Raw genomic sequence first — 15,212 nt, 5'->3', positions numbered from 1 at the left:
CCGCTCATTTGGCGGGCCGGGTATCTGGTTGCATATTGCAGACGTAAGACACTGCCCGAAATCAGGAAGTGCGCCACCAACCGTGCAGGATAAATGTTGCTTTCATCTCAGATACCTTCTTCATGTGAACTTTCGTACTAGTTAACTAGTTCGGTGGAATAAAGTCAACACCTGATTTCAGTATATTTGTCGAAACCGTTATGATGGGCGTGTTACGACATTTATTGAAACGGGAGCCGCCTTGAGCGACACGAATTACGCAGTGATTTATGACCTGCACAGCCATACTACTGCTTCTGATGGGCGATTAACGCCAGAAGCCTTAGTACACCGTGCGGTAGAGATGCGAGTCGGTACACTGGCGATCACAGATCATGACACCACGGCGGGCATTGCGGCGGCAAGAGAAGAAATTTCACGTTCAGGTTTAGCGTTAAATTTGATCTCTGGCGTTGAGATATCAACGGTCTGGGAAAACCATGAGATCCATATAGTGGGTCTGAACATTGATATCGCGCATCCAGTGATGTGCGACTTTCTGGCGCAACAGACGGAACGTCGCCAGCAGCGCGCGCGCCTGATTGCTGAACGGCTCGACAAAGCGCACATTCCCGGCGCATGGGAAGGGGCTCTACGACTGGCTGATGGCGGGGCGGTTACGCGGGGGCATTTTGCGCGTTTCCTGGTGGAATGTGGCAAAGCCACAACCATGGCGGATGTCTTTAAAAAATATCTTGCTCGTGGGAAAACCGGTTACGTTCCGCCACAGTGGTGTACAATAGAACAAGCTATTGATGTCATTCATCATTCTGGCGGTAAGGCAGTTCTGGCTCATCCAGGTCGGTACGATCTTAGCGCTAAGTGGCTGAAAAGACTGGTTGCGCATTTTGCTGAGCACCGCGGTGACGCGATGGAGGTGGCACAGTGCCAGCAGTCTCCCAATGAACGCACCCATCTGGCGACGCTTGCGCGTCAGCATCAACTGTGGGCATCGCAAGGGTCTGATTTTCATCTACCCTGCCCATGGATTGAACTGGGGCGTAAACTCTGGTTGCCCGCAGGCGTGGAAGGCGTCTGGCAACTTTGGGAGCAGCCCGAGACCACAGAGAGGAAAGTATGAGCCAGTTTTTTTATATTCATCCCGAAAACCCGCAGCAGCGACTGATTAACCAGGCCGTTGATATCGTGCGGAAAGGTGGGGTGATTGTCTATCCAACCGATTCCGGCTATGCGTTGGGGTGTAAAATTGAAGATAAAGGCGCAATGGAGCGCATTTGCCGCATCCGTCACCTGCCGGACGGGCACAACTTTACGCTGATGTGCCGTGACCTGTCCGAATTGTCGACCTATTCGTTTGTCGACAACGTGGCCTTCCGTTTGATCAAAAACAACACGCCGGGCAACTACACCTTCATCCTGAAGGGGACGAAAGAGGTTCCGCGCCGCTTGTTGCAGGAAAAACGTAAGACCATCGGCCTGCGTGTACCCTCAAACCCGATAGCACTGGCGCTGCTTGAAGCGCTGGGCGAGCCGATGCTCTCCACATCACTGATGCTGCCGGGCAGTGATTTTACTGAGTCAGATCCGGAAGAAATTAAAGACCGTCTGGAGAAACAGGTGGATTTGATTATCCATGGTGGATATCTCGGCCAACAGCCGACCACGGTCATTGATTTAACCGACGATTCTCCGGTGGTGTTGCGTGAAGGCGTTGGTGACGTTAAACCTTTCTTATAAGGGCGCGAACCGCTATACTACGCGGCCTTAAAATGGCGCTGACTGGCGCCGTTGATTCTCCTGTTCGACGCCTGTGAAGGCGACACTTAAAGGAAGCTCTATGAGCGAAAAGTTACAAAAAGTGCTGGCGCGCGCTGGCCACGGTTCTCGCCGTGAAATCGAATCTATTATTGCCGCGGGTCGCGTGAGCGTTGATGGCAAAATTGCCACGCTCGGCGATCGCGTTGAAGTGACGCCGGGTCTGAAAATCCGTATCGACGGTCATCTGATTTCGGTGAAAGAATCTGCAGAACAAATCTGCCGCGTTCTGGCTTATTACAAGCCAGAAGGCGAACTGTGTACCCGTAACGACCCGGAAGGTCGTCCGACCGTATTTGATCGCCTGCCAAAACTGCGCGACGCGCGCTGGATTGCCGTAGGTCGTCTGGACGTGAACACCTGTGGTCTGCTGCTGTTTACTACTGATGGTGAACTGGCGAACCGTCTGATGCACCCGAGCCGTGAAGTTGAACGCGAGTACGCGGTGCGAGTATTCGGTCAGGTTGACGATGCTAAACTGCGTGATCTGAGCCGTGGCGTACAGTTGGAAGATGGTCCGGCTGCGTTTAAAACGATCAAGTTCAGCGGTGGTGAAGGGATTAACCAGTGGTATAACGTCACGCTGACTGAAGGCCGCAACCGCGAGGTTCGCCGTCTGTGGGAAGCGGTAGGTGTGCAGGTAAGCCGTCTGATCCGTGTACGCTACGGTGATATCCCGCTGCCGAAAGGCCTGCCGCGTGGTGGCTGGACAGAGCTTGATCTTGCTCAGACCAACTATCTGCGTGAACTGGTGGAGCTGAAGCCAGAAACGACCTCTAAAGTGGCCGTCGAGAAAGATCGTCGCCGCATGAAGGCGAATCAGATCCGCCGTGCGGTGAAACGTCACTCTCAGGTCGGCAGCAGTCGTCGCCCGGGCGGACGCAGCAACAACGGTTAATCATGACCAGGCCTGATAAGCAAAGCGCCATCAGGCGTTAGCGTGGAGCCGGATGCGGCGCAAGCGCCTTATCCGGCCTGCTGTTAGTAATCAATCCCCATTTGGGCTTTAATGCCCGCCTCAAAAGCATGCTTGACCGGACGCAACTCGCTGACCGTGTCGGCTAACTCCAGAATATCGCGATGGCATCCTCGACCAGTAATAATGACCGTCTGCTGGGCTGGGCGCGCGTTTAAGGCGTTGATCACTTCTTCAAGCGGTAGGTAGTCGTAGGCCACCATATACGTCAGTTCATCCAGCACAACCATATCCAGCTCAGGATCGGTCAACATCCGTTTACCGTGTTCCCATACGGCCAGACATGCAGCGGTGTCAGCTTCACGATTCTGTGTTTCCCAGGTAAACCCGGTCGCCATCACCTGAAATTCTACACCATGAGGTTCGAGCAGGTTTCTTTCGCCGTTTGGCCATGTACCTTTAATGAACTGCACTACACCGACTTTTTTGCCGTGGCCCACTGCGCGAGTCGCTGTACCGAACGCTGCTGTAGTTTTACCTTTACCATTACCGGTAAAAACGATGATAATTCCGCGCTCGTCCCTGGCGGCCGCAACACGCGCGTCAACCCGGTCTTTTACGCGCTGCTGGCGCTGCTGATAGCGTTCTTCACTCATTGGGCAATTCCTGGTTTACGGCCCGGCTGGGCATCAAAAGTCATACCGGTTTTACGGCGGCTGTCATCGCCCATCAGCCACAGGTAAAGCGGCATAATATCGGCGGGGGTTTTGAGTTTTTGCGGATCTTCCGTCGGGAATGCGCTGGCACGCATGCCGGTACGCGTGCCGCCTGGATTAATGCAATTTACGCGCAGATGACGATTCTGGTATTCGTCTGCCAGTACCTGCATCATTCCTTCAGTAGCAAATTTCGAGGTGGCGTACGCTCCCCAGTTAGCCCGTCCCTGACGACCGACGCTGGAGGAGGTGAAGACCAGCGATCCTGAATCTGATTTGAGTAACAGCGGCAGCAATGCCTGAGTCAACATAAATGTCGCGTTGACATTGACCTGCATGACATCCTGCCATACCTGCGGGTTTTGTTCGCTCATCGGGCAGATATCGCCCAGCAATCCGGCATTATGTAGTACGCCATCCAGACGTGGGAAATGCGCGGCAATACGCTGCGCGAGCTGGTGGCATTCGTCAGTAGTGCAGGTGAGCAGATCCAGCGTGAACCATTGTGGTTGTGTTCCGTTTTCATCGGCGACGGCGCGGGCAACCTGACGCAATTTTTCTTCATTACGTCCAAGCAGGATAACGGTCGCACCGTAGCGTGCATAGGTAAGCGCGGCTTCACGCCCGATGCCATCACTGGCACCGGTGACCAGAATAATGCGATCCTGTAACAGGTCTTGTTTAGGTTGGTAATGCACGGCTACTCCTCGGCGACGTCTGGCCATCTCGTTCGCGATAACTTTTCGGCTTTATGCCTTAAACACTGGTGTTTTTCAATCAGCCAAAGGTAATAACACCGCAAAATGAACACTTTGTCATGCTTTTTGCCGATTCAGCATCGGATGGATGAAGCAAGACGGGTTTACACGCCTGTTGTACACTGAGCGAAAGTAGCGTTGTTTAACCAAGGTGGGTCTCGTGGAATTGTTGTCTGAATATGGGCTGTTTTTGGCAAAAATTGTCACTGTTGTGGTGGCTATTGCGGTGATTGTCATGCTGATTGTAAACGCGACACAACGTAAGCGTCAGCGTGGTGAACTACGCGTTATTAATCTTAGCGATCAATATAAAGAGATGAAGGAAGATCTGTCGATGGCATTGTTGGATAGTCATCAGCAGAAGTTATGGCATAAAGCGCAGAAAAAGAAGCACAAGCTGGAGGCCAAAACCGCCAAAGCCAAAGCAAAACTGGGGGACAGTTTGTCATCAGAAAAACCTCGCGTCTGGGTGCTTGATTTTAAGGGCAGTATGGACGCCCACGAGGTCAGCGCATTACGGGAAGAGGTCACGGCGGTACTGGCAGTGGTGAAACCGCAAGATCAGGTGGTTGTGCGTCTGGAAAGCCCCGGCGGTGTGGTACATGGCTATGGTCTGGCCGCTTCGCAGTTACAACGCCTGCGCGATAAGCAGATCCCGCTAACCGTCACGGTAGATAAAGTCGCTGCCAGCGGCGGATATATGATGGCCTGCGTGGCGGATAAAATTGTCTCAGCGCCGTTTGCCATTGTCGGCTCTATTGGCGTCGTCGCGCAGATCCCAAACTTTAACCGTTTCCTGAAAAGCAAGGATATTGATATCGAACTGCACACGGCAGGACAGTACAAACGCACGCTGACACTACTTGGTGAAAACACGGAAGAAGGGCGACAGAAATTCCGTGAAGATTTGAATGAAACCCATCATCTGTTTAAAGATTTTGTGCAGCGCATGCGTCCAACTCTGGACATCGAACAGGTTGCTACAGGTGAACACTGGTTCGGGCAACAGGCGTTGGCAAACGGGTTGGTCGATGAGATCAATACCAGTGACGAAGTGATTCTGGGGTTGATGGATGGCCGTGAAGTGCTGAACGTCCGCTATATGCAGCGTAAAAAACTGATGGACCGTTTCACTGGCAGCGCGGCAGAAAGTGCAGACCGCTTACTCATGCGTTGGTGGCAGCGGGGACAGAAGCCCCTGATGTAAAATTGCAATTGCCGGATGGCGATGCTCACGCATCTTATCCGGCCTACAGGTTCAGAGCATCGTAGGCCGGAGAAGGCAGCGCCGCCATCCGGCAAATGATTTCTCGCGTTAATCGATCAAGTGATACTTTTCAGAAAGTACGTGCGCCAGGTGTTTAAACATATTAAACACAGCCGTACTTTTGGGCGTCGGCAGCCCTTGCTCGTCTAAAAAGTAATCTCCGCTGAAAACCAGCACACCATTTCGCTGCGTAACACCGGTGGCGACAATCCCCGCCAGCGTGTCCTCATGCTCACGAATGATTTTGTTGGCTTCAATCAGCAGTGTCTCGCGATCGATGGGTTGAGTATCTTTATGCATTTTTTACTCCTTAAACAAGGACATTAGTCTACGCCGAGCCCGGCTTATGGGCAAATATTCCCTGACACAAATGAAGGTTTTACGACGGTGTTACAACTAGCGAGATTTGTTTTTGCATGCTAATAAAGTTGCGTAACGCATTTTATCAGGTACAGTGTGACGCTTTCGTCAATCTGGCAACAGATTTGCTTGACATTCGACCAATACTCCGTCGCGCCATAGCGTTTGCGTGTGAAAAAGCCTGTTAACTCAGTTATATGAGCGTTACATTACAAGCGCGAATCAGTTTAAGGGGTTGATATCCGCCGACACAGAGACCATATCGATGTCTCGTCGCCAGTGGAAGGTGAATCAACGTGCGACGCATTCTGGAAGAATCAAATTAGGTAAAGGTGAATATGGGTAAAGCTCTTGTCATCGTTGAGTCCCCGGCAAAAGCCAAAACGATCAACAAGTATCTGGGTAATGACTACGTGGTGAAATCCAGCGTCGGTCATATCCGTGATTTGCCGACTAGTGGCTCAGCAACTAAAAAGAGCGCCGACTCAACCTCCACCAAAACGGCTAAAAAGCCCAAAAAGGATGAACGTGGCGCTCTCGTCAACCGCATGGGCGTTGACCCGTGGCACAACTGGGATGCGCGCTATGAAGTGCTGCCTGGTAAAGAGAAAGTTGTCTCTGAACTGAAACAACTGGCTGAAAAAGCCGACCACATCTATCTCGCAACCGACCTTGACCGCGAAGGGGAAGCCATTGCCTGGCACCTGCGGGAAGTTATCGGTGGCGACGACACCCGCTACAGCCGCGTGGTGTTTAACGAAATTACTAAAAATGCTATTCGTCAGGCGTTTGAAAAACCGGGCGAGTTGAACATCGATCGTGTTAATGCGCAACAGGCTCGCCGCTTTATGGACCGTGTTGTGGGCTATATGGTGTCGCCGCTGCTGTGGAAAAAAATTGCCCGTGGCCTGTCTGCTGGCCGCGTACAGTCTGTGGCTGTGCGTCTGGTGGTTGAGCGTGAACGCGAAATCAAGGCATTTGTACCCGAAGAGTTCTGGGAAATTGATGCCAATACCACGACGCCAGGCGGCGACGCGTTACCGCTCGAAGTGACGCATCAGAACGATAAACCGTTCCGTCCGGTTAATCGCGAGCAAACACTCGCGGCAGTAAGCCTGCTGGAAAAAGCGCGCTACAGCGTTCTGGAACGTGAAGATAAGCCGACCAGCAGCAAGCCGGGCGCGCCGTTCATCACCTCCACGCTACAGCAGGCCGCCAGCACGCGTCTGGGCTTCGGTGTGAAGAAAACCATGATGATGGCGCAGCGCTTGTATGAAGCGGGTTACATCACTTACATGCGTACTGACTCAACCAACCTGAGTCAGGATGCGGTGGCGATGGTTCGCGATTACATCAGCGATAATTTTGGCAAAAAGTATTTGCCGGAGAGCGCGAACCAGTACGCCAGCAAAGAGAACTCGCAGGAAGCGCACGAAGCTATCCGTCCTTCCGATGTCGCCGTACAGGCAGAATCGCTGAAAGATATGGAAGCCGATGCGCAAAAACTGTATCAGCTGATCTGGCGCCAGTTTGTTGCCTGTCAGATGACGCCAGCGAAATACGACTCCACCACGCTGACCGTGGGCGCGGGTGATTTCCGTCTGAAGGCGCGCGGTCGTATTCTGCGCTTCGATGGCTGGACGAAAGTAATGCCTGCACTGCGTAAGGGTGATGAAGATCGCATTTTACCGGCGGTAGAAAAAGGCGATACGCTGACGCTTATTGAACTGACGCCAGCACAGCACTTTACTAAACCGCCTGCGCGCTTTAGTGAAGCTTCGTTGGTTAAAGAGCTTGAAAAGCGTGGCATTGGTCGTCCTTCCACCTATGCGTCGATCATTTCTACGATTCAGGATCGCGGTTATGTTCGCGTGGAGAACCGTCGTTTCTACGCAGAAAAAATGGGTGAAATCGTCACCGATCGTCTGGAAGAAAACTTCCGCGAACTGATGAACTACGATTTCACCGCGCAGATGGAAGACAGCCTTGACCAGGTGGCGAACCACGAAGCCGAGTGGAAAGGTGTGCTCGACAACTTCTTCAGCGATTTTACTCAGCAACTGGATAAAGCCGAGAAAGATCCTGAAGAAGGCGGTATGCGTCCGAACCAGATGGTGCTGACCAGCATTGATTGTCCGACATGTGGGCGCAAGATGGGTATTCGTACCGCCAGCACCGGCGTTTTCCTTGGTTGCTCCGGCTACGCACTTTCCCCGAAAGAGCGTTGCAAAACCACCATTAACCTGGTGCCGGAAAACGAAGTATTGAACGTGCTGGAAGGCGACGATGCGGAAACGAACGCTTTGCGCGCGAAACGTCGCTGCCAGAAGTGTGGTACGGCGATGGACAGCTATCTCATCGATCCAAAACGTAAGCTGCATGTCTGTGGTAACAACCCGACCTGCGATGGTTACGAAATCGAAGAGGGCGAGTTCCGCATTAAGGGTTATGACGGTCCTGTCGTTGAGTGCGAGAAATGTGGTTCTGAAATGCACCTGAAAATGGGGCGTTTCGGTAAATACATGGCATGTACTAACGACGAGTGTAAAAACACCCGTAAGATCCTGCGTAACGGCGAAGTGGCTCCGCCGAAAGAAGATCCTGTTCCGTTGCCGGAACTGCCGTGTGAAAAATCGGACGCGTATTTCGTGTTGCGTGATGGTGCAGCAGGTATTTTCCTGGCTGCGAACACCTTCCCGAAATCACGTGAAACCCGTGCGCCGTTAGTGGAAGAGTTGTATCGCTTCCGCGATCGTTTGCCGGAAAAACTGCGCTATCTGGCCGATGCGCCGCAGACGGACCCCGATGGTAATAAGTCGATGGTTCGCTTTAGCCGTAAAACTAAGCAGCAGTATGTCGCTGCGGAAAAAGACGGTAAAGCAACCGGGTGGTCTGCATTTTTCGTTGATGGCAAATGGGTAGAAGGGAAGAAATAACAGCATTCCGGCTGAATTTCTCCTCAAAGGGTCGCGTAAGCGGCCCTTTTTGTTTCTGGCGTATTATTTTTTGTCATCCCTATACAGCGTACATAGAAATGATATAGTGGTTATAGTTGGCAGGCTTTTTATTATTAAATCGTATTAGCAGCGCGTGTGAGTCTGCTTTTAAACGATGTTCTGATGGCATAATTCTGGATGGCTTAACATGAAATTACAGCAGCTTCGCTATATCGTTGAGGTGGTAAATCACAACCTTAATGTCTCCTCAACGGCCGAAGGACTCTATACCTCCCAGCCAGGGATCAGTAAGCAAGTTCGTATGCTGGAAGATGAGCTTGGCATCCAGATTTTTGCCCGTAGCGGTAAGCACCTGACGCAGGTGACTCCGGCAGGGCAGGAAGTTATTCGTATTGCCCGCGAAGTCTTGTCTAAAGTGGATGCTATTAAGTCGGTTGCAGGTGAACATACCTGGCCCGACAAAGGCTCGTTGTATATCGCCACCACGCACACCCAGGCGCGTTACGCGCTGCCCAACGTGATTAAAGGTTTTATTGAGCGTTATCCTCGCGTCTCGTTGCATATGCATCAGGGATCGCCGACGCAAATTGCCGAGGCCGTTTCGAAAGGGAATGCTGATTTTGCCATCGCGACGGAAGCACTGCATTTGTACGATGATCTGGTGATGCTGCCATGCTATCACTGGAACCGTTCGATTGTTGTTACGCCAGACCATCCGTTGGCAGGCAAAGCCTCCGTATCCATTGAAGAGCTGGCGCAGTATCCGCTGGTGACCTACACGTTTGGATTTACCGGACGCTCGGAGTTGGACACTGCGTTCAACCGTGCGGGTCTGGAGCCGCGTATTGTCTTTACCGCGACTGATGCCGATGTTATTAAGACCTATGTCCGACTGGGGCTGGGCGTGGGCGTGATTGCCAGCATGGCGGTAGATCCTATCTCTGATCCGGATCTGGTGCGTGTTGATGCTCATGATATTTTCAGTCACAGCACCACTAAAATTGGTTTTCGTCGCAGCACGTTTTTACGCAGCTACATGTATGATTTTATTCAGCGTTTCGCACCGCATCTGACACGCGATGTGGTGGATACGGCGGTGGCGTTGCGTTCCAACGATGATATTGAAGCTATGTTCAAAGATATTAAATTGCCAGAGAAATAATAACGGAAGTTGCCTCGTTGGTATCCTGGTTCTCCAGCCATACCAGCGGGGCGGTTGAATGTATTCATGATTTTTTATTTGTCTATTATCCCTAAATTATTTATGGAAAATATTCTCCAAAGTAGTTTCAAATGAGTAACCCTGCCAAAATCCCTTTCAAATATTTATAACCGATCAAACAATTAAGTTATTTATAAAGCTGGGTTCGAAAATTATCTGGCTTTTTCAGGATGTTTTTATTAGGATTCCTCTTATCTGATGATTAATTGTACCGATTGTTTGGTGCCTAAATGATAAGTGATTTCGATAGTATGAGGTTAGCAATGCCTTCTGGAAACCAGCCTGCGCGCAGAGATCCCGCGATGAAACGTAAAGCATGGTTCATCGTGTTTCTGGGCTCCGCCGTGTTCTGGATCGTGGTTGCTCTGGTGGTCTGGAAAGTGTGGGGGTAATTGATGTCCACGCAGGAACAGCAGTCTACTGTTACACCTGCTCATCATAATAATGAGCAAGAGAATGAAACCGGTATAGAAAAAAAGCAGGATATTCCCGCTTCGTGGGATCTTTCACCTGAGCAACGGGCATTTATTGATCTGTTTATTGAAGATGATAAGCAAGAACAATAAGCAATACGTGTTTTATAATAAGTATTAACATGCTTATTGAATTCAGTATGAATAATCACATCGCAATCGCAGTACGCCATCTAAACAGCGTATTGTCGGTTGCATCGATGTATCGGGTTCGTTCATTTACCGCACTTTAATCTTATTCCCCGCCACTTGCATAGTTCGTTACCTTTTTGTCGTTCTCCTCGTTTATCAATTTGAGTTGTTATCAAAGCGTTACATTTTGTTTGTGTTATCTTTAATACTAACCCTGAGGAAAATCAGGGGATCCAACCCTGTCATTTAAGGAGGAGCTATGTCGTCTACCCTACGAGAAGCCAGTAAGGACACATTGCAGGTTAAAGATAAAACCTACCGCTACTACAGTTTGCCCCTGGCTGCCAAATCACTGGGTGATATCACCCGTTTACCTAAATCACTAAAAGTATTGCTGGAAAACCTGCTTCGCTGGCAGGACGGTGATTCTGTTACCGAAGAGGATATTCATGCTCTGGCGCAATGGCTGAAAACGGCGCATGCCGAGCGCGAAATTGCCTACCGACCCGCTCGCGTTCTCATGCAGGACTTTACCGGCGTTCCGGCGGTGGTCGATCTGGCTGCCATGCGCGAAGCGGTTAAACGCCTTGGCGGGGATACAGCAAAAGTGAACCCGCTTTCACCTGTTGATCTGGTTATTGATCACTCCGTTACGGTCGATCGTTTTGGTGACGATGATGCTTTTGAAGAGAACGTTCGACTGGAAATGGAGCGCAACCATGAGCGCTATGTGTTCCTTAAATGGGGGCAGCAGGCGTTTAGCCGATTCAGTGTCGTTCCACCGGGAACAGGAATTTGCCACCAGGTAAACCTCGAATACCTGGGTAAAGCGGTGTGGAGTGAACTGCAAAACGGCGAGTGGATCGCTTACCCGGACACGCTGGTCGGTACCGATTCCCATACTACGATGATTAATGGTCTCGGTGTGCTGGGCTGGGGTGTCGGAGGGATTGAAGCTGAGGCCGCCATGCTGGGGCAACCGGTTTCAATGCTGATTCCGGATGTCGTGGGCTTCAAACTTGTTGGTAAACTTCGCGAAGGGATCACCGCTACCGATCTGGTACTGACCGTCACGCAGATGCTGCGTAAACACGGTGTGGTCGGTAAATTTGTTGAGTTCTATGGTGATGGGCTGGACAGCCTGCCGCTCGCTGACCGGGCGACCATTGCTAACATGTCGCCGGAATACGGCGCAACCTGCGGCTTTTTCCCGATTGACGGGGTAACTCTTGAGTACATGCGTCTGAGTGGGCGTAGTGAAGAGCAGGTTGAATTAGTCGGTGCGTATGCTAAAGCACAGGGGATGTGGCGTAACCCAGGTGATGAGCCTGTGTTTACCAGCTCACTGGAACTGGACATGGGCACTGTGGAAGCCAGTCTGGCCGGGCCGAAGCGTCCACAGGATCGTGTCGCATTGGGTGATGTGCCGAAAGCATTCGCCGCGAGTAATGAACTTGAAGTGAATAGCTCGCAAAAAGATCGTCAACCGGTCGACTATGTCATGAGCGGTCATCAATATCAGTTACCGGATGGTGCTGTGGTGATTGCAGCGATCACGTCATGTACCAACACCTCCAACCCCAGCGTCCTGATGGCGGCTGGGTTGCTGGCGAAAAAAGCAGTGACGCTTGGTCTGAAGCGCCAACCGTGGGTGAAAGCGTCGCTGGCGCCTGGGTCAAAAGTCGTCTCTGATTACCTGGCGCAGGCAAAACTGACGCCGTATCTTGATGAGCTGGGTTTTAACCTTGTTGGTTATGGCTGTACTACCTGTATCGGCAACTCTGGCCCGTTACCTGACCCTATTGAAACGGCGATTAAAAAAGGTGATCTGACGGTAGGGGCGGTACTTTCCGGTAACCGTAACTTTGAAGGGCGTATCCACCCGCTGGTGAAGACAAACTGGCTGGCTTCTCCGCCGCTGGTGGTGGCTTATGCGCTGGCCGGGAATATGAATATTGATCTGACGAAAGACCCGCTGGGTCATGACAGAAAAGGCGATCCTGTCTATCTGAAAGATATCTGGCCGAGTGCGCAGGAAATTGCCCGTGCCGTGGAGCAGGTCTCTACCGAGATGTTCCATAAAGAGTATGCCGAAGTGTTCGAAGGCACGCCGGAATGGAAGTCGATTAATGTTGATCGTGCAGACACCTATGGCTGGCAGTCGGACTCAACCTACATCCGGTTATCACCGTTCTTTGATGGTATGCAGGCGAAGCCGGACCCGGTACAGGATATCCATGGTGCTCGTATCCTGGCGATGCTCGGCGATTCCGTCACCACCGATCATATTTCTCCTGCGGGGAGCATCAAGCCGGACAGCCCGGCGGGTCGCTATCTGCAAAGCCACGGTGTTGAGCGCAAAGATTTTAACTCCTACGGTTCTCGCCGTGGAAACCACGAAGTAATGATGCGTGGCACGTTTGCCAATATCCGTATCCGTAACGAAATGGTACCGGGTGTGGAAGGGGGGATGACGCGTCATTTGCCGGGTACAGAAGTGATGGCTATCTATGACGCCGCTATGCAATACCAGCAAGAGAAGACCCCGTTGGCGATTGTTGCCGGCAAGGAGTATGGCTCGGGTTCCAGTCGGGACTGGGCGGCGAAAGGCCCGCGTTTGTTAGGTATTCGCGTAGTAATTGCCGAATCTTTTGAGCGCATCCACCGTTCTAACCTGATTGGCATGGGGATCCTGCCTCTGGAATTTCCGCAGGGGGTTACACGTAAAACCCTGGGGTTAACCGGGGAGGAATTCATTGATATTATGGACTTACAAAATATTAAACCGGGAGCGACTATCCCGGTGAATATGGTTCGTGCGGATGGGCGAAAAGAGGTGATTTCGTGTCGCTGTCGTATTGATACCGCGACAGAGCTGACCTATTACCAAAACGATGGTATTTTGCACTATGTTATTCGTAATATGTTGAATTAAATTATAAAAAAGCCTGCGGAAGCAGGCTTTTTGTACTGTCAGCAAGCGAGAATGTCACTCGCTTAACAGATGTCCCATCTTAGCGGCTTTGGTATCCAGATAGTGTTCATTCTTCGGGTTACGGCCAACAATTAGCGGCACACGCTCCACAATATTGATCCCAGCTTCTGTCAGAATTTCCACTTTCTTCGGGTTATTGGTTAGCAGACGGACTTCATCCACGCCCAATAATTTGAACATATCAGCACACAAGGTGAAGTCACGCTCGTCCGCCGCAAAGCCTAACTGATGGTTGGCTTCGACGGTGTCATAGCCCTGATCCTGCAACGCATAGGCGCGGATCTTATTCAACAGGCCGATGTTACGTCCTTCCTGACGATGGTAGAGCAGAATACCGCGTCCTTCTTCAGCGATATGCGTAAGCGCCGCTTCCAGCTGAAAGCCACAATCACAACGCAGACTGAACAGCGCATCGCCGGTCAGACATTCGGAATGAACACGTGCCAGGACAGGCGTCTGGCCTGAAATATCGCCAAAAACCAGTGCGACATGATCGTGTCCGGTTGCCAGTTCTTCAAATCCCACCATCAGGAAATCACCCCAGGGGGTTGGCAGTTTGGCTTCTGCCACACGTTTAAGCTGCATGTAATTCTCCAGATTATGCTGGCACTGTGCGTGCCGTCGCCTGTTGGCTTCTGTATTGCACTATTTTGCCATAAGGCAAGGGTGTTCACCTAATTGCAGCAACGCATTCATTTCCGAATGGCACAAAATTGTCAATTTCCCCGGTGTGCGGATTTTTCAGTTATGATTGTGGGACTTATCGACGAAAGGAGACGCAATGCTGTCTATTGCCAAGCGAACCACTGTAGGCGCAGCACTGTTACTGATTATGCCGGTTTCCGTATGGATATCCGGCTGGAGCTGGCAGCCTGGACAGAATGTCTGGTGGTTAAAATCCTTATACTGGGTAACTGAAACGGTGACGCAACCCTGGGGGATTATCACCCATGTTGTTCTCTGTGCGTGGTTTTTGTGGTGTCTGCGATTTCGTCTGAAAGCTGCGTTTATGCTATTTGCGATCCTGGCGGCGGCTATCTTAATTGGCCAGGGTGTGAAATCCTGGGTTAAAGAGAGGGTGCAGGAGCCCCGGCCATTTGTTCTGTGGCTGGAAAAAACGCACCATGTTCCGGTAGATGAGTTCTACACTTTAAAACGTAAAGATCGCGGACACTTAGTAAAAGAGCAGTTGTCCGGGCAGAAGGATATTCCGCCTTTTTTACGTAAGCACTGGCAAAAAGAGACCGGTTTTGCTTTCCCTTCCGGGCATACCCTGTTTGCTGCCAGTTGGGCGTTACTGGGTGTCGGGTTGTTATGGCCACGCAGACGCACGCTGACGATTGTGTTCTTACTCGTCTGGGCGACCGGCGTAATGGGCAGTCGTTTGCTTCTGGGCATGCACTGGCCGCGCGATTTGGTTGTTGCGACGCTGATATCGTGGCTGCTGGTAACGCTGGCAACATGGCTTGCACAGCGAATATGTGGACCTCTGACACCGCCCGTCCAGGAGACAAAGGAAATAGCGCAGCGTGAGCAATAACGCAGACCGTGATTGATTTTTCAAATTTAGCCCTCAAATCATACAGCGTAAGGCGCTTTTC

General features: G+C 51.4%; 15 protein-coding genes and 1 other annotated feature (1 of these 16 running past the window's edge). Of the genes, 10 read left to right on the top strand and 5 right to left on the bottom strand.

Annotated features, from left to right (window positions below; translation table 11 throughout):
* Positions 1–85, bottom strand: a sequence feature (Trp leader region) (it extends 10 nt beyond the left edge of the window).
* On the bottom strand, positions 62–106 hold the full coding sequence (gene trpL, locus AL515_RS23505) for a trp operon leader peptide (RefSeq protein WP_133087228.1): 45 nt from the start codon (positions 104–106) through the stop codon (positions 62–64). (Overlaps the previous feature by 24 nt.)
* 135 nt (positions 107–241) lie before the next feature.
* Between trpL and rnm the strand changes: the two genes are divergently transcribed.
* The 3 genes from rnm (at position 242) to rluB (ending at position 2,713) form a co-directional block, all read left to right on the top strand.
* Positions 242–1,120: an RNase RNM gene (gene rnm / locus AL515_RS13835; RefSeq protein WP_048211492.1), complete on the top strand. Its 879-nt coding sequence runs from the start codon at positions 242–244 to the stop codon at positions 1,118–1,120.
* Positions 1,117–1,737, top strand: coding sequence for an L-threonylcarbamoyladenylate synthase (locus tag AL515_RS13830; RefSeq protein WP_061068009.1), 621 nt, complete (start codon positions 1,117–1,119; stop codon positions 1,735–1,737). The genes rnm and AL515_RS13830 overlap by 4 nt, the downstream gene beginning before the upstream one ends.
* A 100-nt stretch (positions 1,738–1,837) precedes the next feature.
* Entirely contained in the window at positions 1,838–2,713 is an 876-nt protein-coding gene (rluB, locus tag AL515_RS13825) for a 23S rRNA pseudouridine(2605) synthase RluB (protein WP_003020625.1), read from the top strand.
* 83 nt (positions 2,714–2,796) lie between these two features.
* On the opposite strand, the gene cobO is transcribed toward rluB, so the two are convergent.
* Together cobO and AL515_RS13815 are read right to left on the bottom strand one after the other, a co-directional pair.
* A complete protein-coding gene (gene cobO, locus AL515_RS13820) occupies positions 2,797–3,387 on the bottom strand; it encodes a cob(I)yrinic acid a,c-diamide adenosyltransferase (protein ID WP_061068008.1) in 591 nt (196 codons plus the stop codon).
* Positions 3,384–4,145 carry a YciK family oxidoreductase gene (locus tag AL515_RS13815; RefSeq protein ID WP_048211496.1) on the bottom strand — a complete coding sequence of 254 codons (762 nt, stop codon included), beginning with the start codon at positions 4,143–4,145 and terminating at the stop codon, positions 3,384–3,386. The genes cobO and AL515_RS13815 overlap by 4 nt, the downstream gene beginning before the upstream one ends.
* Before the next feature lie 220 nt (positions 4,146–4,365).
* Between AL515_RS13815 and sohB the strand changes: the two genes are divergently transcribed.
* Positions 4,366–5,412, top strand: a complete 1,047-nt coding sequence (sohB, locus tag AL515_RS13810) for a protease SohB (RefSeq protein ID WP_048211497.1) — start codon at positions 4,366–4,368, stop codon at positions 5,410–5,412.
* Between the two features lie 108 nt (positions 5,413–5,520).
* Here sohB and AL515_RS13805 read toward each other — a convergent pair whose 3' ends face one another.
* Positions 5,521–5,772, bottom strand: a complete 252-nt coding sequence (locus AL515_RS13805; RefSeq protein ID WP_003020616.1) for a YciN family protein — start codon at positions 5,770–5,772, stop codon at positions 5,521–5,523.
* Between the two features lie 398 nt (positions 5,773–6,170).
* Here AL515_RS13805 and topA point away from each other — a divergent pair, with 398 nt between their 5' ends.
* From topA to acnA, 5 genes are all read left to right on the top strand, one after another.
* Positions 6,171–8,768, top strand: coding sequence for a type I DNA topoisomerase (topA, locus tag AL515_RS13800; RefSeq protein ID WP_061068007.1), 2,598 nt, complete (start codon positions 6,171–6,173; stop codon positions 8,766–8,768).
* 208 nt (positions 8,769–8,976) lie between these two features.
* Complete coding sequence (cysB, locus tag AL515_RS13795) at positions 8,977–9,951, top strand: HTH-type transcriptional regulator CysB (protein ID WP_005126442.1); 975 nt, start codon at positions 8,977–8,979, stop codon at positions 9,949–9,951.
* Between the two features lie 311 nt (positions 9,952–10,262).
* Complete coding sequence (locus tag AL515_RS13790) at positions 10,263–10,403, top strand: YmiA family putative membrane protein (protein ID WP_213083770.1); 141 nt, start codon at positions 10,263–10,265, stop codon at positions 10,401–10,403.
* Positions 10,404–10,406: 3 nt separating this feature from the next.
* The gene (locus tag AL515_RS23630; RefSeq protein ID WP_165712368.1) at positions 10,407–10,577 is read left to right on the top strand and encodes a hypothetical protein; all 171 of its coding nucleotides are present in this window, start codon (positions 10,407–10,409) and stop codon (positions 10,575–10,577) included.
* A gap of 298 nt (positions 10,578–10,875) precedes the next feature.
* The gene (acnA, locus tag AL515_RS13785; RefSeq protein WP_061068006.1) at positions 10,876–13,551 is read left to right on the top strand and encodes an aconitate hydratase AcnA; all 2,676 of its coding nucleotides are present in this window, start codon (positions 10,876–10,878) and stop codon (positions 13,549–13,551) included.
* A 54-nt stretch (positions 13,552–13,605) separates the two neighbouring features.
* Here the strand turns inward: acnA and ribA are convergent, their stop codons facing one another.
* A complete protein-coding gene (ribA, locus tag AL515_RS13780; RefSeq protein WP_005126450.1) occupies positions 13,606–14,196 on the bottom strand; it encodes a GTP cyclohydrolase II in 591 nt (196 codons plus the stop codon).
* A gap of 196 nt (positions 14,197–14,392) precedes the next feature.
* On the opposite strand from ribA, the gene pgpB reads away from it, so the two are divergent.
* Positions 14,393–15,151 (top strand): phosphatidylglycerophosphatase B, encoded by a 759-nt coding sequence (gene pgpB, locus AL515_RS13775; protein ID WP_061068005.1) that lies wholly within the window; start codon positions 14,393–14,395, stop codon positions 15,149–15,151.
* Positions 15,152–15,212: the final 61 nt, after the last annotated feature.

Source organism: Citrobacter sp. FDAARGOS_156, assembly GCF_001559235.2.
Lineage (GTDB): Bacteria > Pseudomonadota > Gammaproteobacteria > Enterobacterales > Enterobacteriaceae > Citrobacter > Citrobacter youngae.
Note: the sequence above shows the minus strand (reverse complement) of the source record. Positions and strands in the feature narration are given on the sequence as shown.

What these genes read in the sequence shown, in the direction of transcription:
- AL515_RS13790 (WP_213083770.1), top strand. Translation starts at nt 10,263, where the DNA reads ATGAGGTTAGCAATGCCTTCTGGAAACCAGCCTGCGCGCAGAGATCCC.
- AL515_RS13830 (WP_061068009.1), top strand. Translation starts at nt 1,117, where the DNA reads ATGAGCCAGTTTTTTTATATTCATCCCGAAAACCCGCAGCAGCGACTG.
- AL515_RS23630 (WP_165712368.1), top strand. Translation starts at nt 10,407, where the DNA reads ATGTCCACGCAGGAACAGCAGTCTACTGTTACACCTGCTCATCATAAT.
- acnA (WP_061068006.1), top strand. Translation starts at nt 10,876, where the DNA reads ATGTCGTCTACCCTACGAGAAGCCAGTAAGGACACATTGCAGGTTAAA.
- cysB (WP_005126442.1), top strand. Translation starts at nt 8,977, where the DNA reads ATGAAATTACAGCAGCTTCGCTATATCGTTGAGGTGGTAAATCACAAC.
- cobO (WP_061068008.1), bottom strand. Translation starts at nt 3,387, where the DNA reads ATGAGTGAAGAACGCTATCAGCAGCGCCAGCAGCGCGTAAAAGACCGG.
- topA (WP_061068007.1), top strand. Translation starts at nt 6,171, where the DNA reads ATGGGTAAAGCTCTTGTCATCGTTGAGTCCCCGGCAAAAGCCAAAACG.
- rluB (WP_003020625.1), top strand. Translation starts at nt 1,838, where the DNA reads ATGAGCGAAAAGTTACAAAAAGTGCTGGCGCGCGCTGGCCACGGTTCT.
- AL515_RS13805 (WP_003020616.1), bottom strand. Translation starts at nt 5,772, where the DNA reads ATGCATAAAGATACTCAACCCATCGATCGCGAGACACTGCTGATTGAA.
- pgpB (WP_061068005.1), top strand. Translation starts at nt 14,393, where the DNA reads ATGCTGTCTATTGCCAAGCGAACCACTGTAGGCGCAGCACTGTTACTG.
- ribA (WP_005126450.1), bottom strand. Translation starts at nt 14,196, where the DNA reads ATGCAGCTTAAACGTGTGGCAGAAGCCAAACTGCCAACCCCCTGGGGT.